General features: G+C 50.2%; 15 protein-coding genes. 11 read left to right on the top strand and 4 right to left on the bottom strand.

Annotation, left to right across the window (positions count from 1 at the left end; all coding sequences use genetic code 11):
- Window positions 1-147: 147 nt before the first annotated feature.
- Window positions 148-2,751, top strand: coding sequence for an MFS transporter (locus ACSPJT_RS01740; protein ID WP_435894648.1), 2,604 nt, complete (start codon window positions 148-150; stop codon window positions 2,749-2,751).
- Between the two features lie 27 nt (window positions 2,752-2,778).
- Window positions 2,779-3,876 carry a glycosyltransferase family 4 protein gene (locus ACSPJT_RS01735; RefSeq protein WP_435894647.1) on the top strand — a complete coding sequence of 366 codons (1,098 nt, stop codon included), beginning with the start codon at window positions 2,779-2,781 and terminating at the stop codon, window positions 3,874-3,876.
- 5 nt (window positions 3,877-3,881) lie between these two features.
- On the opposite strand, the gene ACSPJT_RS01730 is transcribed toward ACSPJT_RS01735, so the two are convergent.
- A complete protein-coding gene (locus ACSPJT_RS01730; RefSeq protein WP_435894646.1) occupies window positions 3,882-4,637 on the bottom strand; it encodes a hypothetical protein in 756 nt (251 codons plus the stop codon).
- A 306-nt stretch (window positions 4,638-4,943) separates the two neighbouring features.
- On the opposite strand from ACSPJT_RS01730, the gene murJ reads away from it, so the two are divergent.
- From murJ to ACSPJT_RS01685, 9 genes are all read left to right on the top strand, one after another.
- Entirely contained in the window at window positions 4,944-6,281 is a 1,338-nt protein-coding gene (gene murJ / locus ACSPJT_RS01725) for a murein biosynthesis integral membrane protein MurJ (protein ID WP_435894645.1), read from the top strand.
- Window positions 6,278-7,714, top strand: a complete 1,437-nt coding sequence (locus ACSPJT_RS01720; RefSeq protein ID WP_435894644.1) for an exopolysaccharide biosynthesis polyprenyl glycosylphosphotransferase — start codon at window positions 6,278-6,280, stop codon at window positions 7,712-7,714. The genes murJ and ACSPJT_RS01720 overlap by 4 nt, the downstream gene beginning before the upstream one ends.
- Window positions 7,715-7,729: 15 nt before the next feature.
- Window positions 7,730-9,064, top strand: a complete 1,335-nt coding sequence (locus ACSPJT_RS01715; RefSeq protein ID WP_435894643.1) for an O-antigen ligase family protein — start codon at window positions 7,730-7,732, stop codon at window positions 9,062-9,064.
- Complete coding sequence (locus ACSPJT_RS01710; RefSeq protein WP_435894642.1) at window positions 9,057-10,244, top strand: glycosyltransferase family 4 protein; 1,188 nt, start codon at window positions 9,057-9,059, stop codon at window positions 10,242-10,244. The genes ACSPJT_RS01715 and ACSPJT_RS01710 overlap by 8 nt, the downstream gene beginning before the upstream one ends.
- A gap of 13 nt (window positions 10,245-10,257) precedes the next feature.
- Window positions 10,258-11,331 (top strand): polysaccharide deacetylase family protein, encoded by a 1,074-nt coding sequence (locus ACSPJT_RS01705; RefSeq protein WP_435894641.1) that lies wholly within the window; start codon window positions 10,258-10,260, stop codon window positions 11,329-11,331.
- 4 nt (window positions 11,332-11,335) lie between these two features.
- Window positions 11,336-13,807, top strand: coding sequence for a glycosyltransferase (locus ACSPJT_RS01700; RefSeq protein WP_435894640.1), 2,472 nt, complete (start codon window positions 11,336-11,338; stop codon window positions 13,805-13,807).
- 24 nt (window positions 13,808-13,831) lie between these two features.
- Window positions 13,832-15,673 carry a DUF4091 domain-containing protein gene (locus ACSPJT_RS01695; protein ID WP_435894639.1) on the top strand — a complete coding sequence of 614 codons (1,842 nt, stop codon included), beginning with the start codon at window positions 13,832-13,834 and terminating at the stop codon, window positions 15,671-15,673.
- A 95-nt stretch (window positions 15,674-15,768) separates the two neighbouring features.
- Complete coding sequence (locus ACSPJT_RS01690; RefSeq protein ID WP_435894638.1) at window positions 15,769-17,031, top strand: GNAT family N-acetyltransferase; 1,263 nt, start codon at window positions 15,769-15,771, stop codon at window positions 17,029-17,031.
- Window positions 17,024-19,276, top strand: a complete 2,253-nt coding sequence (locus tag ACSPJT_RS01685) for a GumC family protein (RefSeq protein ID WP_435894637.1) — start codon at window positions 17,024-17,026, stop codon at window positions 19,274-19,276. Before ACSPJT_RS01690 ends, ACSPJT_RS01685 begins: the two co-directional genes overlap by 8 nt.
- 16 nt (window positions 19,277-19,292) lie before the next feature.
- Here the strand turns inward: ACSPJT_RS01685 and ACSPJT_RS01680 are convergent, their stop codons facing one another.
- The 3 genes from ACSPJT_RS01680 to ACSPJT_RS01670 form a co-directional block, all read right to left on the bottom strand.
- Window positions 19,293-20,330 carry a DUF3137 domain-containing protein gene (locus ACSPJT_RS01680; RefSeq protein WP_435894636.1) on the bottom strand — a complete coding sequence of 346 codons (1,038 nt, stop codon included), beginning with the start codon at window positions 20,328-20,330 and terminating at the stop codon, window positions 19,293-19,295.
- Window positions 20,323-20,880: a LemA family protein gene (locus ACSPJT_RS01675; RefSeq protein WP_435894635.1), complete on the bottom strand. Its 558-nt coding sequence runs from the start codon at window positions 20,878-20,880 to the stop codon at window positions 20,323-20,325. Before ACSPJT_RS01675 ends, ACSPJT_RS01680 begins: the two co-directional genes overlap by 8 nt.
- Before the next feature lie 203 nt (window positions 20,881-21,083).
- Window positions 21,084-21,776 (bottom strand): PEP-CTERM sorting domain-containing protein, encoded by a 693-nt coding sequence (locus ACSPJT_RS01670; RefSeq protein WP_435894634.1) that lies wholly within the window; start codon window positions 21,774-21,776, stop codon window positions 21,084-21,086.
- Window positions 21,777-21,829: the final 53 nt, after the last annotated feature.

Here is a 21,829-nt window from a genome sequence, read left to right as displayed (position 1 = left end):
AGGCTAGGATGGATCAAAACAGCAGGGGGCACATATTTATCTAGACCTCAGAATCACCACCTCTAGCTGAAAAACATTGTTTGAATAGATGTTTGCATATCGCATATCGATTTGATCGAATCGCTATTTTCCGATCTTATGGGCAGCATGCATTCAATGACAGGCGAAACGAGTGATCTGGTTCCGGAAATCGAGGGGGAACCGACCCGGAGAAATTGGTTTTCGTTTTGGAGTTTGTTCACTCTGCAGACGCAGAATGCATTCAATGATAAAGCGGCACAGTTCTTATTGATTCCCTTGGGGGGAGTCTTAATGGCATCGATACCAGGTGCGGGAGGGCTGGAATACATGTTGGGTGCACTAATCGTGCTGCCCTTCATTCTTTTTGCTCCAATTGCAGGTTGGATATCCGACCGCTACAGTAAGACCTCAGTCATCCGTGGAGCGATCATACTGCAGTTTATAGTATTGGCATGGATCGGACTTGCCGTTTTGCAACGGAACCTTTGGATGGCGGTGGCAGGGTTCTTCATGCTGTCAGTAGAATCAGTGATTCTGAGTCCGGCGAAGAGGGGGATTGTCAAAGAGCTTGTAGGTCACAGTCGTCTGGGGTTTGCCAGTGGTGTCTTGGAAATGTCAGTGGTCCTAGCCGTGTGCGCGGGGCAGATACTGTCCGGTTGGTGGTTTGATATACGTTTGGGCGGGTTTGAGGAAATCCTACCTGGCAGCATTGAAAACGGCTGGAACGCTGCTTTTTTCCCACTCGTTCTGATTGCTGCAGGAGCATTACCGACGATTGCCATTTCCTATGGAATTGAAAAAATTCCCGCGATGGGATCCCGTCGGTTTGAGAAAAAAATCTTCTGGGAGCATTTCGGTCAGCTCAAAGACTTATGGGAAGATAGAAGGATTAGGCTTAGTGCCGCCGGAGCCGCTTTTTTCTGGGGCTTCGCCGGCTTTTTAAACCTCGCTGCGATCCAGATGGGCAAGGATATGACCGGCGGGGGTTACGGATTTGGCACTGACATCGCGGTGTTAATGCTGGCGGCGAGTGGCGGCATTACGCTGGGTGGCGTGATTGCCTCTCTGATCTGTAAAAAGAACATCGAGCTCGGTCTGGTGCCTGTGGGCGGCATGATAATGGTGATCGGCTCGCTGGCGCTGGCCATGACACCTATCAGTTCCGTTTGGATAAAGATCTGGCTGATGGTTGCTGGTGCGGGCGGCGCAATCTTACTGGTTCCACTGAATGCCTACCTTCAAGATGTTTGTCCTCCTGAGAAACGAGGCCGTATCATCGCGGGGCTGAATTTACTCGATTGCATCGCCGGGTTGATTGCCGTGGTGCTGCAGGGAGTTCTTGCGAAGACAGGTGCTCCATATTGGGTTCAATTCAGCATCCTCGCGGTGATTGCTCTCTGGGCCACCAGTTACTCGGCTAGAATTTTACCTCAACACGTCGTGCGGATATTCGTGTTGGGACTATTCAAAATTTTCTACCGCGTGCGTGTGCTGAATGCCGATCGCATCCCCAAGGAAGGCGGTGTACTTTTGACCCCTAATCACGTCAGTTACGTCGATGCCTTTATTCTCTCCTGTGCAAGCACGCGCAAGGTGCGCTTCCTGATGTTCGACGGGTATTTTTCGCATCCGTGGATTGGAAAATTCGTGCGGCTCTTCGATACGGTCCCCATCTCACAAACACGCGCGAAAGAGGCTCTGCGGGTCGCCGCCGAGGCACTTAATGAGGGGCACATGGTATGCATTTTCCCGGAAGGTCAATTGACCAGAACCGGCTGTATGAATGAATTCAAGCGAGGTTTTGAGATGATTGCTCGCAAAGCAAAATGCCCAGTGCTTCCAGCTGCCATGGACGGTCTGTGGGGTTCGATATTCTCGTTTGAACGTAAGAAGTTCATCTACAAAATACCTTATCGTATCCGCTACGGAGTCACTGTGAATTTTGGCGAGCTCATCGAGCCTGACGAAGTGGACGCCGTCGAAACCAGAAACAAGGTCGCCTCATTACGAGCCGATGCCTTTCTACAGCGCTTGCCAATGGAAAACCCGATGAAAGTCATCGGCAACTCAGTGAACATATTGGCTGCACCTGCAGATGTGTTAGACGAATATCATATCAGCATAAACACACTCAGAGAGCGCCCATTGGCCGAGCAGAAACGTATCGCCGCCAATGCCATCCAGGTGGGGGACGTCAACGCAATTGGACGGGGACAGACTGTCATAATCGAGTGGTCAGGTTTGGAAAACTGCCGAGAGGTGATGACCATTGCCTTTGCCCAGTATTTTGACCTGAAGCTTGTTCTCGTCGATAGCTCTGTGACCGGTGATGAGGTTAGAAAACTCACCGAGCAGCATCATGTTCAACAATACATCGGGGGCAACGCACTTGCCGAAGCTTGTTTGCAGGCTGGTATGGAGCGAGTTTGTTACAACTTCTCTTCAGAGGCTGTGACCAATACTCACTCGCTGCCGTGTCTGGCTGTCAAGCAACGTGTGGTTTCCATGTCGATGCCTCACCCTGTCGCGATCACAGCGACGAACCTGCATCAGGAAGGTTACCGCGAGGGCACATGGGGACGCCTCCTGCCTGCTTATCATTTGAAATCGGAGACCAACCAGATTTCGCTCTCCGGAGCGAGCGTTGAAGGTATTCTGGAAGTGGCCGGTGTTAGAGTCGAGATACAAGGGTTCGTGGAACAAACTTTACTCACCGTTGACGAGGGATAGATGCCGGTGCATTAATCGATTTTCCCCATGCGCATTTTACAAATCATCACCCGAATGGATTCGATCGGTGGCGCCCAGCGTCATGTGATAGAACTCTGTCAGGCCGCGCGCGCCGAGGGTCATGAGGTGCATTTGGCATTCGGAGGCGGCTGTGCCCTGAGTGACGATGAGGTAAAGGGGGTAGAGCTACATTGCATAGAAAGCCTACTTCGCGAAATCTCACCCGTGAAGGACTTCAGAGCCACGAGGGAACTCTATCATTTGATCACAACAATCAACCCTGACTTGGTGGCCACCCACTCCACGAAGGCTGGGGTTCTTGGCAGACTGGCTGCGGCCCGGGCCAAGGTGTGTAACGTTCATACTGTGCATGGGTGGTCGGTCAATTTTTCCGGCAATCCACTGAAGCGTTTTGTCTACAAACAAATCGAAAGCCGTGTGCACCGACTGGCGGACGGCATCATTTGTGTCTGCGAATACGATCATGGCCATGCCAAGAAGCTCGGGTTTGATACTAATAAGCTCACTGTGATCTACAATGGCCGACCCGATACCAATGTAACCGAAACCGGATACGAGCCTCCGACTGACCATGTTAGAATCGTATCGATCGGGCGTATGGCATGGCCGAAACAGCCGGAGCAACTGCTGCGGTATTTAGCCAAAGATACCACCACTCAGTTAGATTTATTAGGAGACGGTCCTCGTGAGGAAGAGGTTAAAAATCTGGCTAAAGAGCTGGGCGTTGACGACCGCGTGGTATTTCACGGACACGTCGATCGTATCTACCCTCTGTTAGCACAGGCACACATTTTTGCGTTGGTATCTGACTGGGAGGGATTTCCCATGTCCACCTTGGAGGCCATGGCAGCAGGGCTCCCAACGGTGGTATCGGCTGTCGGCGGAGCACCGGAAGCCATTTCCGAGGGGGTGACCGGCTTCACCATTCCTCGCGGAGACGAAGACACGCTTCATCGCCGCCTGGAGGAACTAGTGAACGATGAGGCACAACGGCAGCGCTTAGGACGGGCAGCACGAGACAAGTATCTACAACAGTTCCGTCTCGAAACCATGGTCGAAAAGACGCTGGAGTTTTACCTGAAGTGTCGGCAGAGAAAGGCCTAACAAACCTAAGCCTGCTCGGTCTGGGATTTCGATCGTTTCACGAAATTCAGTGCCACCGCTAGAAAGATCACGGCGTAAAACGACTCTTTGATTTCATCAAGGAATTCGATGATCAGCTCCTCAGGTTGCAAAACGATCACGAAGCTCTTTGCGGCGATATAGGTGGCGAGAAACAAGCAACCGTAGAAGAAGCGAGGTATGGGAACTCCGAAAAATGCCACCAACTGACGAAGCTTGGCAGAAAATGCCATCGCCAGTGGCATGCAAAAACACCATGCCAACCAGAACAAGGAGAACATCCGGTTCATTGTAATGAGTGATTGCCAGAACGGCTTTAACTCGTGCTCTTTGGTATGAGCATTGAAAATCTCCAGATTGTGAATGGTGGTTTCTTCTTGGACATTGCTATCCCGCATCCAATCAGGAGTGGCCCATCCGAAAATTCGCTGCCCCCAACTGATTTCCTCTCCTGCGACAAAGAAAAAAAGCAGAGCCAGTGCCAGAAACCAATACCATCCTCCCAGATCTCTACCTTCTTTTGGAGTTGGCGTCTTCCGAGCCGCCAAAAACAATTTAAAGAACAGGATCGATGTTAGAAAGAAGCTCACCGCACCGATGTTTTCTGCCACTCCATCTTCTTGGCCGATGTTTTTAAATGCATCCGTGTAGAGCAGTAAATTGACACAGACAAAGAGAACGGAACAGAGGAAGGCGGTGATAATACTCCGCTTTAGTTGGAGGGTATTGAGTGAGGATTTCATTTTTGTAAGGGTTGGGGAAGGCTGTAAATCCGTTGTATTTTTAGGTATCAGGGTTGCCTCAGCACTTTTTAATGATCTTTTTCTGAAAGATTGTCGAGAAATTACCCTCTGAATAGCAAAAATATTACACTAAACATTGTTTGAACACAATACTTATAAATTATAAGCATTATTTTCTTGGAAGTATTAATATTTAGCGTAAAAACGCTGGCGAGGATCTGGTTTGACCGAAGTTTGCATATTATTTATATAATTGTTCACATTTCTTAAGTAAAACGGATCTTTCCACCCTTATTTTGTTAACCCATGTCGAGCACGACCGTAACCCGTGACATAGCCCCGCCTCAGAAGTCGGTTCTGAGGTTGTTAGTGCGCTGTATCAGCACCATCGCGGGTTTGAGTCTGGCGGCCAAGGGGATCGGTTTTTTACGCGATGCCGCGGCGGCTTCCATGTTTGGCACCAGCGATGCTATGGACGCTTACGTCCTTGCATTATCGGTTCCAACTCTTCTGGCTGGATTACTTGGGGCTGCAATGCCAACAGCCCTTGTTCCTGCCTATGCCAATGCCAAAAAACAGCTTGGTGAAAAAGCCGCTGTGTCAGTTGTAGCTAACGGTATTTTTTTACAAACACTTCTAGCCGTGGTCATCTGCGCTCTCTTAGCCGTATGCAGTGGACCGTTGATGCAGATGTTAGGTGGTGATTTCGACCAGCAAAAAACACTTCTAAGTCGAAATCTGTTCCTGCTGCTATTATTATTCTCAATCATCTACAGCACTGCAACTGCTGCCACAGCCGCACTGCAGGCGGAGATGAAATTCAGTCTTGGTGCACTCGCTCCAGCGGTGGTTCCGGCTGTCGCGATCTGCTTGTTATTCGCTCTGTATTCCTCCACTGGAATCTACTCTTTAGCCATTGGACTTGTAGTTGGTTCACTCTGCTACCTCGGCATGTTAATGGGCGGAGTTGTTAGGCAATTTGGCATTCAGAGCATGATCCCCAGATTACGTGGGCACGGCACAGGGAAACTCATGCGCGACTGCATGCTCCTCTTGTTAGGAGGTGCAGCATTTGGCGGCTGTGTGGTGATTGATATGGGAGTGGCCTCCCGGCTTGATGCTGGATCTGTAGCCACACTTGGTTACGCCGATAAAGTCTTGGGCATTGTGCTTTCCTTAGCTGGTGTCGCGCTAGGACAGGCTCTGCTACCATACCTCTCCGAGATGAGTGCCAATTCTGACTATGCAGGTCTTCGAAAGATTGGCGGCAAAGTCTCTTGGCTAGTTCTCTTAGTCACTATCCCCATGGTTCTCGGCTTATGGTTCCTGGCTGAGCCTGTCACTCGTCTGTTATTTGAGAGAGGGGAGTTTGGTTCAGGCGAGACATATCGTGTCGCTGATGCTTTACGCTGGGGTAGTTTGCAATTCCCAGCCGCAGCTCTCGGCATCGTGGCCTCACGGATGGTCATCGCCACAGGCGGAATCAAATACATGTGTATCGTTTCCACGACAGCGCTGGTCGCCAATTTCTTTCTCGATATCACCCTCGCGCCACACTTCGGGCTCGCAGGTATCCTGATCGCTACAGCTCTGGTTCATGCCATTTCGGCGGGTCTGTTATTCTTAAAAATCCCCAAGTCATGAGTTCTTCTCCTTTTCAGCTAGAATCAATCGATCGTGCCTACGCACGCTTCGCTAGTATAAGTTGTGCCCGGGTGATTGTGGGTCGCCTGAATGAGAAGTTCTGGTCCTTGGCCTTTCTCATTGTCTCAGCCAGTAGCTGTTTACTCGCCTTTGAGTTGACTCCATCAGCTGACTCCACACCACCATCGGTTTTCATCGTGATTCTAACATCGATGGTATTTGGAGTTTCGTTCACGGCATGTTCACACGTGCTTGGCCTGACAAACCATTTGCTGGGACGCAATATAATCCCTCTCGCCATTAAGTTGTTTTTCTGCTCCATCATCGGAGCGGTGGCCGTTTCGATGGTGATCGGTTTCATGATCTATCAGCCGATTGGTCGTTACGTCACCGTCATTGCTATGCTGCTTGCCACAACCTGTGCGTTCGTGATCCGTTCCGGCACTTGGCTTTTCAGCTCGTCATACATGCCCAAGATCAGCTTGATCGGGGATAAACAGTTCTGTGAAGAAGCGATTCAGTTTTTACAGGGTGGCCCACTGCCGCTGAAGATCCAAACACTCAGCTTGCGTGAACAGGGAGAAGATCCTGCATTCGTTCAAGATTTCAACGCTTCCAGTTACCCCATTTCCTTGCCGCGTCTGTGCCAACGGATCAATTCCACCGATTGTGATCACATCGTTTATCAGCCCGCACACTGGGCAGTGTTAGAACAGCCATTGGTAGAGGCTTTGGCCGCTGGAAAAACCATTTCTCCGTTCTCACAATACGTCGAGGAACACTATCAAACGATGCCCACGTGGCAGATTCCCAACTCAGGTCTGTTCAGTAAATCATTCGCCAATTCCTCTCCGAGCTATCTGATGAGCAAGCGCGTCTGCGATATCATATTGGCGATCGTAGGGTTGCTGTTTTCGTTACCTCTACTCGTTATGGCCGCCATTGCCATTAAGTTAGAGGATGGCGGACCGGTGTTTTACAATCAAATCCGAGTAGGGCGATATGGTCGTCATTTCACCATCTACAAGCTCCGGTCAATGTGTGTCGACTCCGAAACCGGTGGTGCTAAATGGGCCAGTAAAAGTGACTCAAGAATCACCCGTATTGGCAAATTTCTACGTCGCAGCCGGATCGACGAGTTGCCCCAGTTTCTCAACATCCTCAGAGGGGATATGAGCTTCATCGGTCCACGTCCGGAGCGTCCAGAGTTCACCTCCGCCCTCGATGAAGAACTGCACCATTACAATCTACGTCACCTGCTCAAACCCGGCCTCACTGGTTGGGCGCAGATCAATTACCCATACGGAGACAGCATTGAAGATGCCAAGCAGAAGCTGACTTACGACCTTTACTATGTGAAATACGCCACCCTGGCACTGGATCTCCAAATTGCCTTACGCACCGTCGGAGCAGCCATGCAGGGGGCACGCTAAGAAACAACTCTAGAAATGATGAATTCCGGCAACCAGCCAACCACAGCAACCAACATCGGACTTTCCGCTGCTACGGATGAGCAGCGCCCGAGTGTCTGGTGGTTGTGCATGGCTACGCTCGCATTCTCGGCTCTAACGGTTCCTTACGCTACTTACATGATCCAATGGGCGAACTCCAATGGCCTGTTTCCGCTTCGTCCTGCGATCTACTTGGCCGCAGCGTCAGTAGGCTGCATCTTGGTTACCCTTGGTCGGCGGCCGGATTTAACCGTGACTACGATGCTGATTTTGCTGTTCCACGTTTTCTATATATTCGAAAGCACGGTTCTACAGCGCTATGATCATCCTTCGGGTAGATACTATCCGTTGATGACTCACGGTGCCTTGTTAGTCTCCGTATTCAGCATCGCTTGGTTCCTGGGGGTGACTCATCGTTTGAGCTCCTTACCGGTAACTATTGCCTCGGCAGCCATCGTCATCATTTGCTCGTTGGCCAACATTGCTGAGTGGTTCGGTGTGCATGAATTCACCATCGTCACTGGCCGTGCAGCAGGTTTCCACGGAGATCCTAACAATGCGGCCATCGCCATCGTTCTCGCACTTGCCGTTTTCCTCACCTACAATAGAAACATCTGGGTTTCGTTTGGCATGATGGCTCTGAGCTTTATCGCTGTTGCCATCACATTGAGCCGATCAGGCATGATCGCGGAGGTTCTTATCAGCGTCAGTTATTTGGTCGTCAGTTATCGCCGTAAACCAACGGCTGTTCTGCAAGCGCTTGCTGTCACTGTCCCAGTGGTAGTCGCGGGTATTGTGTATTTGGTTTCCCACATGTCCTCAGAGGCCCTTCGACAATCAGACATTCAAGACCGACTCGGTGCCCTGATGGGTAAGGACTCAGAAAAGATGGCATCCGGAGAACGCATGAAGGATCTCACGGACGGGTTAAACGCGGTACGTGAACAGCCGGTGATGGGTCACGGAGTAGGCACAGGCACTGGGAAGTGGCAGCCACACAATCAACTCGTCGCCGTATGGATTGATGGAGGAGTCGTTTTCGCAGGTCTCTATCTGATCATTCTCGGCTCGATGGCCGTCAAATGTGTCGCCGCTGGAGGTAGGGGAGGGCTGTGCCTTCTGGCAGTCGGCATATTCATTCCCTTCAGTCAGCTGCTCCATACCTCCCTAGCTTACTGGACCACTTGCATCATCATGATCAACCTAACATCCAAGCGTTTCATCATGCTGCAATGGTCACGACCTGACGAATCTGAGCTTCTCGAAAACACTCAACCTTTAACTTCAAAGGTCCAACTTTCAACCTCAACTACGCAAGCGGAACGTGCCTGATATCATCCATATCTGTTACCCCGGTATCGGCGGCCAAGCGGCTGTCGCGACCGGGCTTGCTCTGGAGGGAAGCCGTGCTGGCGTTTCCCACGGCATTATTTTCTATGGAGTTGAACCGACCGCCGAACAGTATCTGACGCTTTGTGAAGAGAATAACATTGCGCATAAGACAATCGTAAAAAAACCGGGTGTAGGACTCGGAGCTCGTCAAGCCTTGAGCAATGCCATTCAGGGAATGGCTCCCAAAATGGTGATCTCACATCACCACGATACAGCCATTAGTGCTGCTTGCTCGGGCATGTTGAAAACCAGCAAGGTCAAACCCGTTAATGTCTTTGTCGAGCATCATTCAAACGCACTCAAAACCCAAAAAGACTGGGTTCTAGGTGCTCTTGCCCATCGTCTCACTGACCATACGGTATTCCTAACAGAGGAGTATCGCAAGATCGTGCATGCACGTTCTGAGTTCTTATTCAAAGAGGATAGGACGAGTGTGATCGGTAATGGTCTGGAGCTGAGGCTATATCCTCGAAGAGTCATATCTGATTTTAAATACACGGTCATCGGTATGCAGGGCCGGATGGATTCTGGCAAAGACTTTGAATCAGTCATTCGAGCATTCGCACTACTCTCTCAATCGGCTGACTATGATTTCATGGTCAAACCATTGAGATTAGAGCTCATCGGTGATGGGCCGGACCGAACAAAACTCGAGGCGCTTGTTCAAGAACTCAAGCTAACGGAGCTCGTCAGCTTTACCGGCTTTCTGAGTCATCAGTCGTTAATCAAGAAAATGCAAACCTGGCACGCTGCGGTGCTCATGACTGAGGGTGAGACACTAAGCATGGCCATTCTTGAGGCTTGGGCTCTTCAGTTGCCTGTCATTAGCACTCGCGTCTCAGGTGTCAAAGAACTGATCAACGATCACTTCGACGGTCTCTTGGTTGAACCTGGTGACAGTGAAGAGCTCGCCAAAAATCTTACGCTAGTGCTCAACAACAATGCGACAGCCCGCCGTCTAGGAATGTCTGGGCGCGAGAGAGTGGAGCAAGAATTCGACCGCAGAAAAATTTGGCGCAGCTATCTGGACCTGATGAACAAGCTCTCCACTGGTTCAGATTCAACTCCCCGTGGCAAAGCAAAGAAATCGCATCAGCTGACATCATCATATTCTCCCTAACCCCCCACAATAAATGAACCCCACACTCCGCAAATTTTTTCACGCAGGCATGACTGTATGCAGCGCCACTGGCCTAACAAAAATAGCCCGGCGCAAGCAAACGGGAGCATGCATCCTGATGTATCATGGATTCACGCAAGGCCAGTCCAAAGGATTGGAAAATCACTCAAGACTGCACCTAGACATTGAGGGCTTCAGACATACCGCCAAGATGTTTGAAAAACACTACAACGTGATTTCACTCCAGAACCTCACCGTGATGATGGAAGCTGGTGTAGAAATACCACCTAACACCGTGGTCTTAACCTTCGATGATGGATACGCCTCAAACTACCATCTGGCACTGCCCGTGCTTGAGGAGTTTGGCCTTCATGCAACCGTATTTGCCTCAACTGGCTTCATTGAAGGGGAATCCTTTCAATGGCCTGATCGGATTGAGTATGCCATCGATCACTGTAGTGAGCGTGTGCTTCACTTGGAATTTGAGGGGCTCCCAGAAACACTGAACCTGGCTACGATCGACAAAAAGAAAGCCGCTCTGGTTCTACTTGACCGGGCACTCAAGCTCATCCCCCAAGAACGCCACTTAGAGAGTCTTGCTCACATTGAAGAGCGTGCCGGAGCAGCCCTGGCTGATGACCCGAGCCCGGCTGATATTTACAAGCCAATGACATGGGATCAGGTCAGGATGATGGATCAGTCCAAATACGCCAGCATCGGAGCCCACACTCACATTCATGCGATCCTTGGAAATTGCTCACCAGCATTTGCTCGGCAAGACATGCGCCATTGCACCGAACTGTTGGAGCAGAAAGCTGGAATAACAAACCCAGCATTTGCATACCCCAATGGTCAACCTGGCGACTTCAACGCGGACACACAGCAGATCCTCCGTGAGCTAGGCTACTCTGTGGCTTTGACGACAGTCATGGGGTTCAATCAAAAACACCAAGATTTGATGGAACTTAAACGCATGGGAACCCCGCGCAATGGCTACCAAGCCGACACCATTTGCTCGGGTTTCATGAAGCATGTCAAAGAACCCATCGTTCAAAAAATAAGCAACCTGATTCCAGCTACCTCATAGCATAATGCCTCCGCTAGATCCATATCACAAACCAAGCCAACGCCCGAAGGTGCTTCACATTCTCGCCGATGTGTTACCAGGTGGCATGGAAACCTTGATGCTGAATCTTATTGAGCAGCAATACTGCGAAGACAGCTCTGATAACGCAGTGGCTGTGATTCAGATGGCAGATTCTGATGGTTCGTTGCGTCCTCAAATTGAACAGTTCGCCTGTTTCCACGATCTCGATTGCGACTCGTTTTTCTCAGTTCAGTTCATTCGTAAGTTTCGAACACTACTGGATGATTTTCGCCCTGATGTTGTTCATTGTTGGAGTTACGACTCAGGTGTCGTTGCTGGTTTCATTTCCCGATTCATTCATAACATCAAAGTGACATGGTCCATCCACTCACTGGATCTTCCTTCCAGAGGGGACTATAGCACGCTGAGATTCTTCACTTTGAAAACTCTGGTGGGCGTCGCATCTCGCTTTGTTCCGCATCGCATCATTTCATGTTCAGACTTAGCGACGGAAGCTCATGTCAAATTTGGATATCCTAGCGAAAAATGTCTGACCATCGACAATGGTATTGATGTAGAACGCTACTGTCCAAACCCAGTTGCCGGACAATCGGTCAGAAGCAGATTACGTATTCCTGAATCGGCTCCAGTTGTCGGATACATCGGCCGTAGCCATCCGGTGAAAAAGATCGAAGACTTTTTTGCCGCTGCAGCGATCCTAATGGAGCAACACGATGACGTGCATTTCCTGTCGTTAGGTTTCTCGGTGGACACACTGTATCCAGCCGCACGGAAGGCTTACGATGCGTTGCCAGATCCCTCACGAATGCACATTTGCGGTCTTGTCTCAGACCCGGAAAATTATTTACCGGCAATGACGGTGAACACTTTGACTTCAGAATCTGAAGCTCTCCCCATGGTGTTGATGGAATCACTGGCTTGTGGTGTTCCTTGTGTTTCTACTCACGTGGGCTCTGCTAGTCGGGTCGTTGGCGCACATGGAAAGTGTGTGCCTGCAGGTCAGCCAGAGTTATTTGCCGCTGCGGTTTCGGAATTGCTTTCTGCCGTGAAGTCAGACCCAACGACATGGTCCGCCAATGCTCGGAACCATTGCCTGGATCAATTTTCAATTCAGTCAACCGAGCGTAAATATACCTCCGCTTACTGCGGATTAGTTGGCGCAACTAATCCTGCGGAAAAGCCATCCAGATCCGTCAACCGATCCAAAAAAGTCATCCATTTAGTCAATGATGTGGGATACGGAGGAGCCCAGGTTCTCTTGAAACGTTTATCTATAGGTTTGAAAGAGGATGGCTTCGATCAAACTGTCATTTCTGTGCTTCCGTTAGAGCCTATTGGAAAGCTTGCTCCCGAGTTTGAGAAAGCGGGAATCCGAGTGTTAGCCTTGGATGTCGATGGACCAATCAGCGGAGTCAGAGGTTTGTTTAAACTGGCTTCCATTCTACGTGAGACGCAGCCTGATTTACTTCAGACTTGGATGTTCCACTCGGCTCTGATCGGAGAAATCTCAGCTCTTCTTTCACTTCGTAAGATACCAACTTTATGGAGCATTCATCACACCAAACTCGGCAAGGAATCATCCAAGCTGCCCACCAGAATCATCCACCGGATGCTTGCTGCGATTTCGCCAGTACTGCCTGATAGTATCATCTACTGTTCGAAAGCAGGCTTGGACCTACATCACCAAAGTGGTTTTGATCCTAGTAAATCAGAACTCATTTTCAATGGGACGGATACCGAAATCTATCGGCCTAATCATGAAGCCAAAGCTGCTCTTCGGACCGAGTTGGGCATCCCCATGGATGCGCCACTGATCGGCATGGCCGGTCGGTATCACCCTCAGAAAGACTTTGCCAACCTCCTGCGTGCATTTGCGATGGTGCAGCAAGTCATCCCAGATGCTCATCTGTTAGCATGTGGCCCGGACGTTACCTGTGACACCGAGGCGTTGAGAGTTCTGGCAGATGCTTGCCCGTCACCAGAGAAGGTTCACCTGATTGGTCCACGCAGAGATATGGTCAACATCTACCCAGCCCTTACTCTGGGTGCTTTGAGTTCTTGTGAAGGGGAAGCATTCCCTCTGGTATTAGGTGAGGCCATGTCTTGTGAAGTTCCTTGCGTCGCCACCGATGTGGGCGACTCCGCATTAATCATCGGAGACACGGGAAGAATCGTCCAGCCACGAGACTCCAAGGCACTTGCCGCAGAAATGATATTACTTCTGAAATTGTCACCTGAGGCATTTGAACAACTTGGTAAAAATGCACGCCAGCGAGTGAGAGATAAATTTGCACTCGATACCTATGTGAAAGCCCACGGGTCACTCTACCGACATTTGTTAGGGGTGCAGCCAGACCCTGGCATCCCTCGATCCATGGAGATACCGCCTCCAAAACGAAAAGCGGCCCGCCAAGCTAGAGTCCCCAAAGCAACAGCTGAAGCACCCGCCGCATAACGTTTCCCCAAAACAGCTCCCCCCATGCACCTCCCCTCCAAAACGCATCGAGCAATAGCCAACATCATCGCCCTGATGATGTGCATGGCTATGTGCGTGACTGCGGCTGCAGAGCAGGGGATTCGAATCACGACAGCTCCATCCATGACGAGAGTCATGTTAGTGGGCAAACCTTCCGCTCATTCTTCTCGGGAAATCACCATTGAAGCATGCCGCAATGATGTGGAATCAGCACAAGTCATTATCAGTGGTCTGGCTAACAAACTCAGCAGTTTTAGTTACAGGTTAGATACACCTAAATCATCATCTGGCAGCCAGCTTCCGGCCCCATCTATTTACCAAGAATATGATGTTCTAGTAAAAAGCAGCTCACCTCATGCTCCGCTGCCAGCTGGCCTATATCCTGATGTCTTAGTGCCATTTTCTAATGGAGGGAGTCCCATGCGGAGTTCTTTCAAGGGACTCGATGGTGATCTGAACCTTCGACTATGGATTGATTTCCACGTTCCCAAAAACCAGCAACCTGGCACTTATGAAACTGAATTACATGTGACCGATCCGTTGAGTGGGGTGAAGCTTGGTTCAGCGACAATCAAGATCGTCGTGCGCTCGGAAGCACTGCCTGACAAACCATCTCTGAAAACTTACTTCGGCCTCGAAGAACACGAGATTGCCCGGATTCATGGTCTGGATCGGAATACAGACGGCGTAGCACTGGCGAAAGTGATGGATCGCTATTACCAGCTGATGATCGACGCGCGGGTTCAACCCGGTTTGGTGTTTGGTAGCAGTCCGCCCTTGGATGCGGACGGGCAGTTGGTTTGGAAACGCTCGGCTAGTGACACTTTGCCCACTCCACAACAAATTGTTAAACAATATTTCGGATCTAACAAAGGATTCAACTGTCTGCACCTCCCGATGTGGCGTGATTACCCTTACGCAGACCCGCTCGGTAAGGACCGTTCAAAGTCGGTTCGATATCTCGCAGAGTTAGCAAGGCTAGCACATCAGACTGCACCAGACACCACTCTGTTTTTCTCAGTAGGCCGGCTAGACGAGCCTGATTCCGCCCGAGCATACCAGAGAATACGCGATTGGGCATCGCTCGTACACGAGGCCGCAGCGAAGTCTAAGACCTCCATTAAATTCTTTGTCACCGAACAGCCGCAACCACAAGATGCGGGTTGGGGAACCTTGACTGGTTCTGTGGATATTTGGGCACCACAAGTCATGGTCGCATGGGAAGACCTTGAAAGCAAAAAAGGCAATCGTGCTATCTCCAAACAAATCAAGGCCGGTGACGAGGTGTGGTGTTATCCAGCTTTAGCTCAATTTCGAGATCAGTGGAAAGCTGAGAAAGGAATGCCAGACATGTTGCATGATTCCTATCCACCGGTCTGGCTCATTGATTACCCCGCAATACACTATCGTATTCTTCCATGGATATGTGCGGCGAAAAACATATCGGGAATCCATTACTGGAATGTCTTCAAATGGCCCGCTACTGTGGATCCGTGGAATGATGCCGGCAGTTTCGTCATCGACGATGAAACATTCAACGGCGACGGACTTCTCATTTACCCACCTCCTGCAGCGAGCGTGGTCGGCGAGAAACTAGCGGCGAAAATGCAGCCGTGCGCATCCATCCGGCTAAAGTGGATTCGCGACGGAATCGAAGATTACGACCACCTGCAAATGCTCAAACGCCACGACCCGAAATCGGCCGAAGCAATTTCAGCAACTATCGCGAAGGGATTTGCTGATTGGGAAACCTCACCAAGCAAGATCTCCCGGGCACGTGAATCCATCAGCCGAGCTCTAGCCTCGGAACCTCTACCGATCACCCATCCGCCACCCGACGGTTGATTTGATATCACGTATAGCAAATCACCCCAATCAGTCTCCCCAAGGCTGACGATTTACCAACCCTAACATGTATCAATATTTTCCCCTCCAAAAACATGAAAATTACAACACTCAAACAAACTCTACCGGAAGATCAAATCTCACCGGAATTCCTTCAAACAATCAAAAACCGCGGTCGTTTCATCAAACGACCTGCTCAACAAGCTGACGCCAAGTCGGTTCAGCTGACCCCTGTATCCAATCGTGAAGAATTTGCCGCACTCCAATCTGAGTGGGATGCCTTCATCCTCAAAACACAATCTCCAAGCCCGTTTCTTAACTGGGACTACCTCGATGTATGGTGGGAAACCTACGGTGACAGAGGCTTCGACAATAAACTCTACATCGCACGTGATTCCAACGGCACACTGATCGGCGCTGCGCCGTTGATGATCTCGCAAAAAGGTGCGTTCCCGGGAGCCCGCAGTAAATTCCGTCACCTTGCCATCATGGGTGGAGTGGGGGATCTGCTTGGTGAGTGCCTTGAGTTGCCTGCACTGCCTGGATACGAAGTAGCCCTGGGAGAAGCCACGGCCAAACTGATTCTTGAAAAGTTTCGGGGCCAATGGGATGTGCTCTATTTTTATCTGGTACCTCACGACTCACGTTCCACTAACACAATGTTGCGCAACCTCGCGAAAGCTGGGATTGGGATTAAAACGGTCAGTTCAGAAAAATCGCCCTACTTGCCGATCAATGGCTCATGGGACGATGCCTGTAATGAACGCTCTAAAAAAACCCGCGACAAGATTCGCAAAGCGTACACGTCACCACGAGGAAAACATAAGCACAAACGACTCATCGTCGGTCAGGATATCGAATTCGAAAAAGCCTATGAAGAGCTAGTGAGACTCTCAGAAGCCCGTTGGGGTAGTGATGAGATTCAAGCGTTCCATACACCCGGATTCATTGATTTCCATTGGAAGCTGGCACCTCGCTACCTCAAAGACGGCAGAATGTTTTTTGGACTGATTGAAATCGACGGCAAGATTGTCGGGGCTGTTTATGATTTCATTTTCAATAACTCAAAATGGACCTATCAGATGCCATGGGACCCCGCTTATAAAAATGCTAGTGTTGGTGTCATCTTAAATTATTGGGCCATGGCTCATGCGCATGAAGCCAAGCTGGAAGCTGTAGAATTCTTGCCAGGCGAATCAGGCTTCAAAGACCGTTGGGCAAAGTATCACCGCGTATTCAACATTTACGAAGCTGCCTGTCCACGTAGCATGGGTGGCACACTGTTCTCTCTGGCACGGGGAATCGACCGATTGCTCAATCAAAAAGAAAAACCCGTAACCGTCCTTAGCCATGAATAATTCATCATCACCGGAGCACATCGTGCTCGTCGAAACCGAAGGAGGTGCCTTGGTCCCTTCTGACCGGCACTATGCCATTTCGACTCCCATTTCCAACTCCGCCCACGGTGGCCAGCATTATGGTCACGGTGGAGGACGCGGTGTGCAGCGTGCTATTTTTAGCGTAGAAGAAATTTTCAGCTACCTCAGAAAATACGGACTCGTCGCTGCTATTGTAGGGATTCTAGTCGGTGTCGGGTTATACAGTTATGTCCAGTCTCGCACACCTGTGTATGAATCGACGGCTGTCATATTGCTGAACCAGGTTTCTAACAAACAACTCAACCTGCAGACAGTCGAACGGGAGGAACAATCTGAATACACATTGCCTCAGTTGGTCAACAACATGCGTAATGAAATCGGTTCGGATAAATTCAAATTGAGTTTGTATAGCTCGATCGATCCTGAACTCCGCGAAAGAATCATTGGTAAGAAAAGTGAAGACGAAGTGGCGATGGATGATGCAGACATTTTTCTGTCTCGTCTTTCGCAACAGATCAGCATCGATGTCATCAAGGATTCACACATGGTTTCTGTCACAGCCAAGAGCGATGATAAACAAATTGCTGCCGAGTTAGCTAACAGCTACGTGGAGCATTTTGCAAAATACACTCAAGCTCAGGGAAAAGAGACGACTCAGAAAGTGGCCGCATTCTTGAAAATCAAGGCCGAGGATCTCTTGGTAAGAGTCAAAACACTGGAGCGTGAACTTCTCGATTATCGCGAGAACACTGGCATCGTTGCCGGTCAGGCCGATTCCGAGTTTGCTGTCAACAAGGTGAACAATCTCAATAGCCAACTGGTTGATACCAAGCTGCAACGTGAGAAACTGCTAGAGACCTTGGACAACATCGAGGCGGCAGGAAATGATCCTGAAGACCTGCTGAAGGTCCCAGCATTAGCCGAAAATAGCGTTCTGGCGAATGCTTACGCCAAGCTGGCGGAAACGCGCTCCGAGGTGGAATCTCTTTCCACAGACTTCGGGCGCAAACACCCACGCATGCTTGTGGCCGTTCGGCAGGAAGGCGCAGCACTCGAGAACCTGCAAAAACTAGTAACCCAGACGATAGGGTCGCTGCAGCGCCAGCTAAAAACAACGACAACCAAGGTCGCGAGTTTGGAAAAGAAGGTGACCGAAGCCAAAAACGAAGCCCATGTTGCCAGTAACAATTCTGTAAGCCAGGAACTCAAGGAGGAGCAATTAAAAGCAGGCAGGGAACTCTACAACAATCTGGTGCAGCAAATGCATGAAGCCAATATTGCACTTCAGTTTAGTGGCGTAGAGCGCGTGCGTATTACTGAAAAAGCCATGCCCGGCCGGACTCCCATTTTTCCTCGCAAACCACTTTCAGCGGTGATGGCCACAGTGGCATTCGGCAGTTGTTTTCTTGGAATCCCTCTAACTTTGGGCTTCGGCAAGAGAGTGTTAGAATTGGCTAAGGAACCAAAAGATAACAATTCAGTGACGGGTCTTGATTCAAACCATGCGAGTTCCAGTCCTTTATCCTGCCAACCTGCTCCTACGGCACTGAACTTCTCCCTTCCTCAGGCTAACAAAACATCTGAGCCATTGAATTACCCCACGCTGGTCACTTTCCCACGTGAGAACACATCAAACCCAAGAGACTGGGTTCGAGTTGCCAGTGATCCAAATGCGCGATCCGGTATCGAACTCAACGCATACCTGACCCGACTCATCAGTGAGCCCAATCAGGCGAGGGGATTGATCGTTACCAGCAATGATGTCAACCCAGCTAAGACTCTATCAGCAGCAGCCCTCGCCCTGGCCGCCAGTCGTCGTGGATTGAGAACCTTATTAGTTAGTTGCGAAAATCTGACTCCAGAAATGGCACCGTCAGCAGCAACGCCTAATTACAACCAACGCCCAAAACCAGCTGAGGAATTGCTTTCGCCGTTTATCACAGAGGAGGACAAACTTTATTTTGTCACTGACGAAGCTTGGAAACGGATACCCAGCCTATGTTTGGAAACTCTAACCAATGCACACCACTGTGTGGACCTGCTTGTGCTTGATGCGCCACTTGTGTCAGATGAAACCGACCTCGGTATCATGTCCAACTTTGCTGCGAGCATCGTATTGGTCCGCAATCTATCAGAGCACTACAACCATCAAAATCAACAAGCCCGTTTCCAACGAATCCTCCCGGCATGCACCGTGACAGGGGAGTTCTTGATTGAGGGGTAAGCGACAACGAACACCTCTACACTTTACTCCAGATCCGCGTATTCAAATCGAGCAGTTCAACGATGCCGAAGATCCACGACATTTGATTCACAAAAGTCTGCATCTGCGAGAGATCGTGGGCTGGCAGGTTCATGCTCGGCTCGAACCAGTCCTCGGATTTTGGAATGGATAGATGGAAACGTGACGCATGTAAGGACATGCGGATATCGTCGCCGTAGGCAGCCCTGAGTTTGAGTAACCTCTCTTGCAGGTCAGGGGTCAGGATATAACGAGCTTCGACCTGATCGCCGCCATGCACGACGAAGGCACGTTCAAAATCGGGGTTTTCCAGCCGGACTAAATCAGAATTAAAGCTCTGGATTTTTCGCCCTAACCACCCGAATGAGCTTTCCGCAAAGTCGGGTTTGATTGTCAGCCAGCTTCGAAAATTTTTGTTGAAATCAGCGATGAAAACCAGCCCTTGAAAAATGGTCACCCAGTAGGTTTCACTCCGACCTTTTGAGTCGGTTCGAGTCCTTCGTTCCTCGGCGTGTAGTTCAGAGAACATGAGGCCAGTTTTATCGATTTTCCCTGCGAACAGATCTTCGCAGCTGTAGCGATCGATACTGCTGCTATAAAGTCCGGTGGCGCGAAAGCTTTCTTCCGAAATACCACGTGCAGGCGAGAAACTCATACCCGGCTGGAGTAGTCGCGTCATGCCACCGATCACTTTTTCTTTGTATACGGCTTCGTAGGCCTGACTGTGTCCGCTGATATAACTGGTGTAGGTGATGATGCAGATGACAACCCCAATCACAACTGGGCATAGGGCAAAGACCTGAGGCCCGTCGTTAGGGCCTGTCACGGTCGTGATGATGGCGAGTATAGCCACCGTCACGCCGACGGTAATGAGCGCGGTTAGTCCGATCCGTTTCCAGCCTTGGCGAATTTTTGCGAGAGCCTGTTGCCTACCTCTTTCGAGACCATCGAGAATGGGTTTCAATTCGTCAGCTAACACACGCGAATCCGCGGGCAGCTTCCTCATCGGTTTGATCGGTGGCGGAATGTTAGACATGGACTTGTTGGGGGACTCGTTCGCCATCGGATACTTCGAAATGCTGCCTGCGGCTGAATCCAAACATGCCAGCAACGATGCTGGATGGGAACATATCGACGCCGTTGTTGTAATCCATCACAGATGCGTTGTATGCCCGACGGGCAGCGGCGATCTGGGCTTCGATTTCTGTCAGGTTTCTCTGCAAGTTAAGAAACTGTTTGTCCGCTTTGATCTCCGGATAACTTTCTGCCACTGCGATTAGTCGCGGGAGCTTATCGTCGAGCTCGCGTTCATGATCAAAACGTTCTGCCGATGCATCATGCACACTGCGAGCTTGCTGCCGCGCTGTGGTGATCTCTTCAAACAAAGCTCGTTCGTGGTTGGCGTAGCTTTTGACCGTATTGACGAGATTAGGAACGAGATCCCAGCGCTTTTTCAGCTGCACATCGATGCTGGAATAAGCGTAGTCGACGGCATTTCGTCGGTTCACATGGCCGTTGTAAATAATGACCAGCACCAGCAGAGCAAAACCTGCAAATAACACAAAAACGAGTATGGCTCCTTCCATGTCCGATTAGTAGCAAAAGGCGATGGAACTAACCACTATAAGCTAAACTGATTTTTACAATCACTTGATACAACAAGCGCGTCTCGGACTAAAGCTCACCTTCCATGGCTCGCACATTTTGTTCCCGTCGAGGGCTCACAAAAAAAGGCCGCCCATGGTGATGAGACACCATGGGCGACAGTAAATATGATCTCAAGAAGAGATTAACGACGGCGACGCAGAAGAGCGATACTTCCGAGTCCGAGCATGGCTATCGATGAGGGCTCCGGGACGGTCGTGTTGTGAAGAACTAGACCATTCAATTGCGCGCCGGCCGAGCCTCCGGTGCTCTCCTTCACATCTAGTAAGATTGCCTGAGAAGCCGAATCGGCCGTAAAGGTGCCCGTTGCAAGTAAGACCGGGCCCCAAGTGACGCCTTGTGTGCCCTGAGCATGATCGGTGGCAATTCCATCAACCTCAAAGGTTCTTTGCGATTGGCTACCGCGACCATCCATTATGATGAGCTGAACGCGATACGTGTCATTCACAGTTAGAGCACCACCGACGCCGCCAGTGCCTAGTATGGCAAGTTCGGGGCCGTCCGCACCGCTTCCATACGTACCAGTAGATGAAATAGGTGAATTGCCTGGTGTGCTATGGAAACCGGTGAAAGCAGGATTATTTGCCGCAAAGTTAATTGTGCCCTCATCAAAGGAAATGCCGTCAAATATGAGTGCTGAGCCACCGGTATTCTCTGCGTAGACAAAGGTGTCGGAATTATCGAGTGCACCAGTGCCCATCGTGTTTCCAGAGGGGCCTGTGCTGGCGATATTTGTGAATGTCCAAGTGATGGAGGCTGCATTGAGAGACGCACATGATAATGTGCCCGCTACGAGTATAAGTGATGTGTATTTCATATCTGTGTGTTGTATCGTTGTGTAGACTACAGTTTTAGACAGAAGTATGTCAA

Source organism: Oceaniferula spumae (genome assembly GCF_042849255.1).
GTDB lineage: Bacteria > Verrucomicrobiota > Verrucomicrobiia > Verrucomicrobiales > Akkermansiaceae > Oceaniferula > Oceaniferula spumae.
This window is presented reverse-complemented; position numbering and strand designations above follow the sequence as displayed.

Coding starts and splice junctions, on each gene's coding strand:
- ACSPJT_RS01740 (WP_435894648.1), top strand. CDS start 148: ATGCATTCAATGACAGGCGAAACGAGTGATCTGGTTCCGGAAATCGAG.
- ACSPJT_RS01735 (WP_435894647.1), top strand. CDS start 2,779: ATGCGCATTTTACAAATCATCACCCGAATGGATTCGATCGGTGGCGCC.
- ACSPJT_RS01730 (WP_435894646.1), bottom strand. CDS start 4,637: ATGAAATCCTCACTCAATACCCTCCAACTAAAGCGGAGTATTATCACC.
- murJ (WP_435894645.1), top strand. CDS start 4,944: ATGTCGAGCACGACCGTAACCCGTGACATAGCCCCGCCTCAGAAGTCG.
- ACSPJT_RS01720 (WP_435894644.1), top strand. CDS start 6,278: ATGAGTTCTTCTCCTTTTCAGCTAGAATCAATCGATCGTGCCTACGCA.
- ACSPJT_RS01715 (WP_435894643.1), top strand. CDS start 7,730: ATGATGAATTCCGGCAACCAGCCAACCACAGCAACCAACATCGGACTT.
- ACSPJT_RS01705 (WP_435894641.1), top strand. CDS start 10,258: ATGAACCCCACACTCCGCAAATTTTTTCACGCAGGCATGACTGTATGC.
- ACSPJT_RS01700 (WP_435894640.1), top strand. CDS start 11,336: ATGCCTCCGCTAGATCCATATCACAAACCAAGCCAACGCCCGAAGGTG.
- ACSPJT_RS01695 (WP_435894639.1), top strand. CDS start 13,832: ATGCACCTCCCCTCCAAAACGCATCGAGCAATAGCCAACATCATCGCC.
- ACSPJT_RS01690 (WP_435894638.1), top strand. CDS start 15,769: ATGAAAATTACAACACTCAAACAAACTCTACCGGAAGATCAAATCTCA.
- ACSPJT_RS01685 (WP_435894637.1), top strand. CDS start 17,024: ATGAATAATTCATCATCACCGGAGCACATCGTGCTCGTCGAAACCGAA.
- ACSPJT_RS01680 (WP_435894636.1), bottom strand. CDS start 20,330: ATGTCTAACATTCCGCCACCGATCAAACCGATGAGGAAGCTGCCCGCG.
- ACSPJT_RS01675 (WP_435894635.1), bottom strand. CDS start 20,880: ATGGAAGGAGCCATACTCGTTTTTGTGTTATTTGCAGGTTTTGCTCTG.
- ACSPJT_RS01670 (WP_435894634.1), bottom strand. CDS start 21,776: ATGAAATACACATCACTTATACTCGTAGCGGGCACATTATCATGTGCG.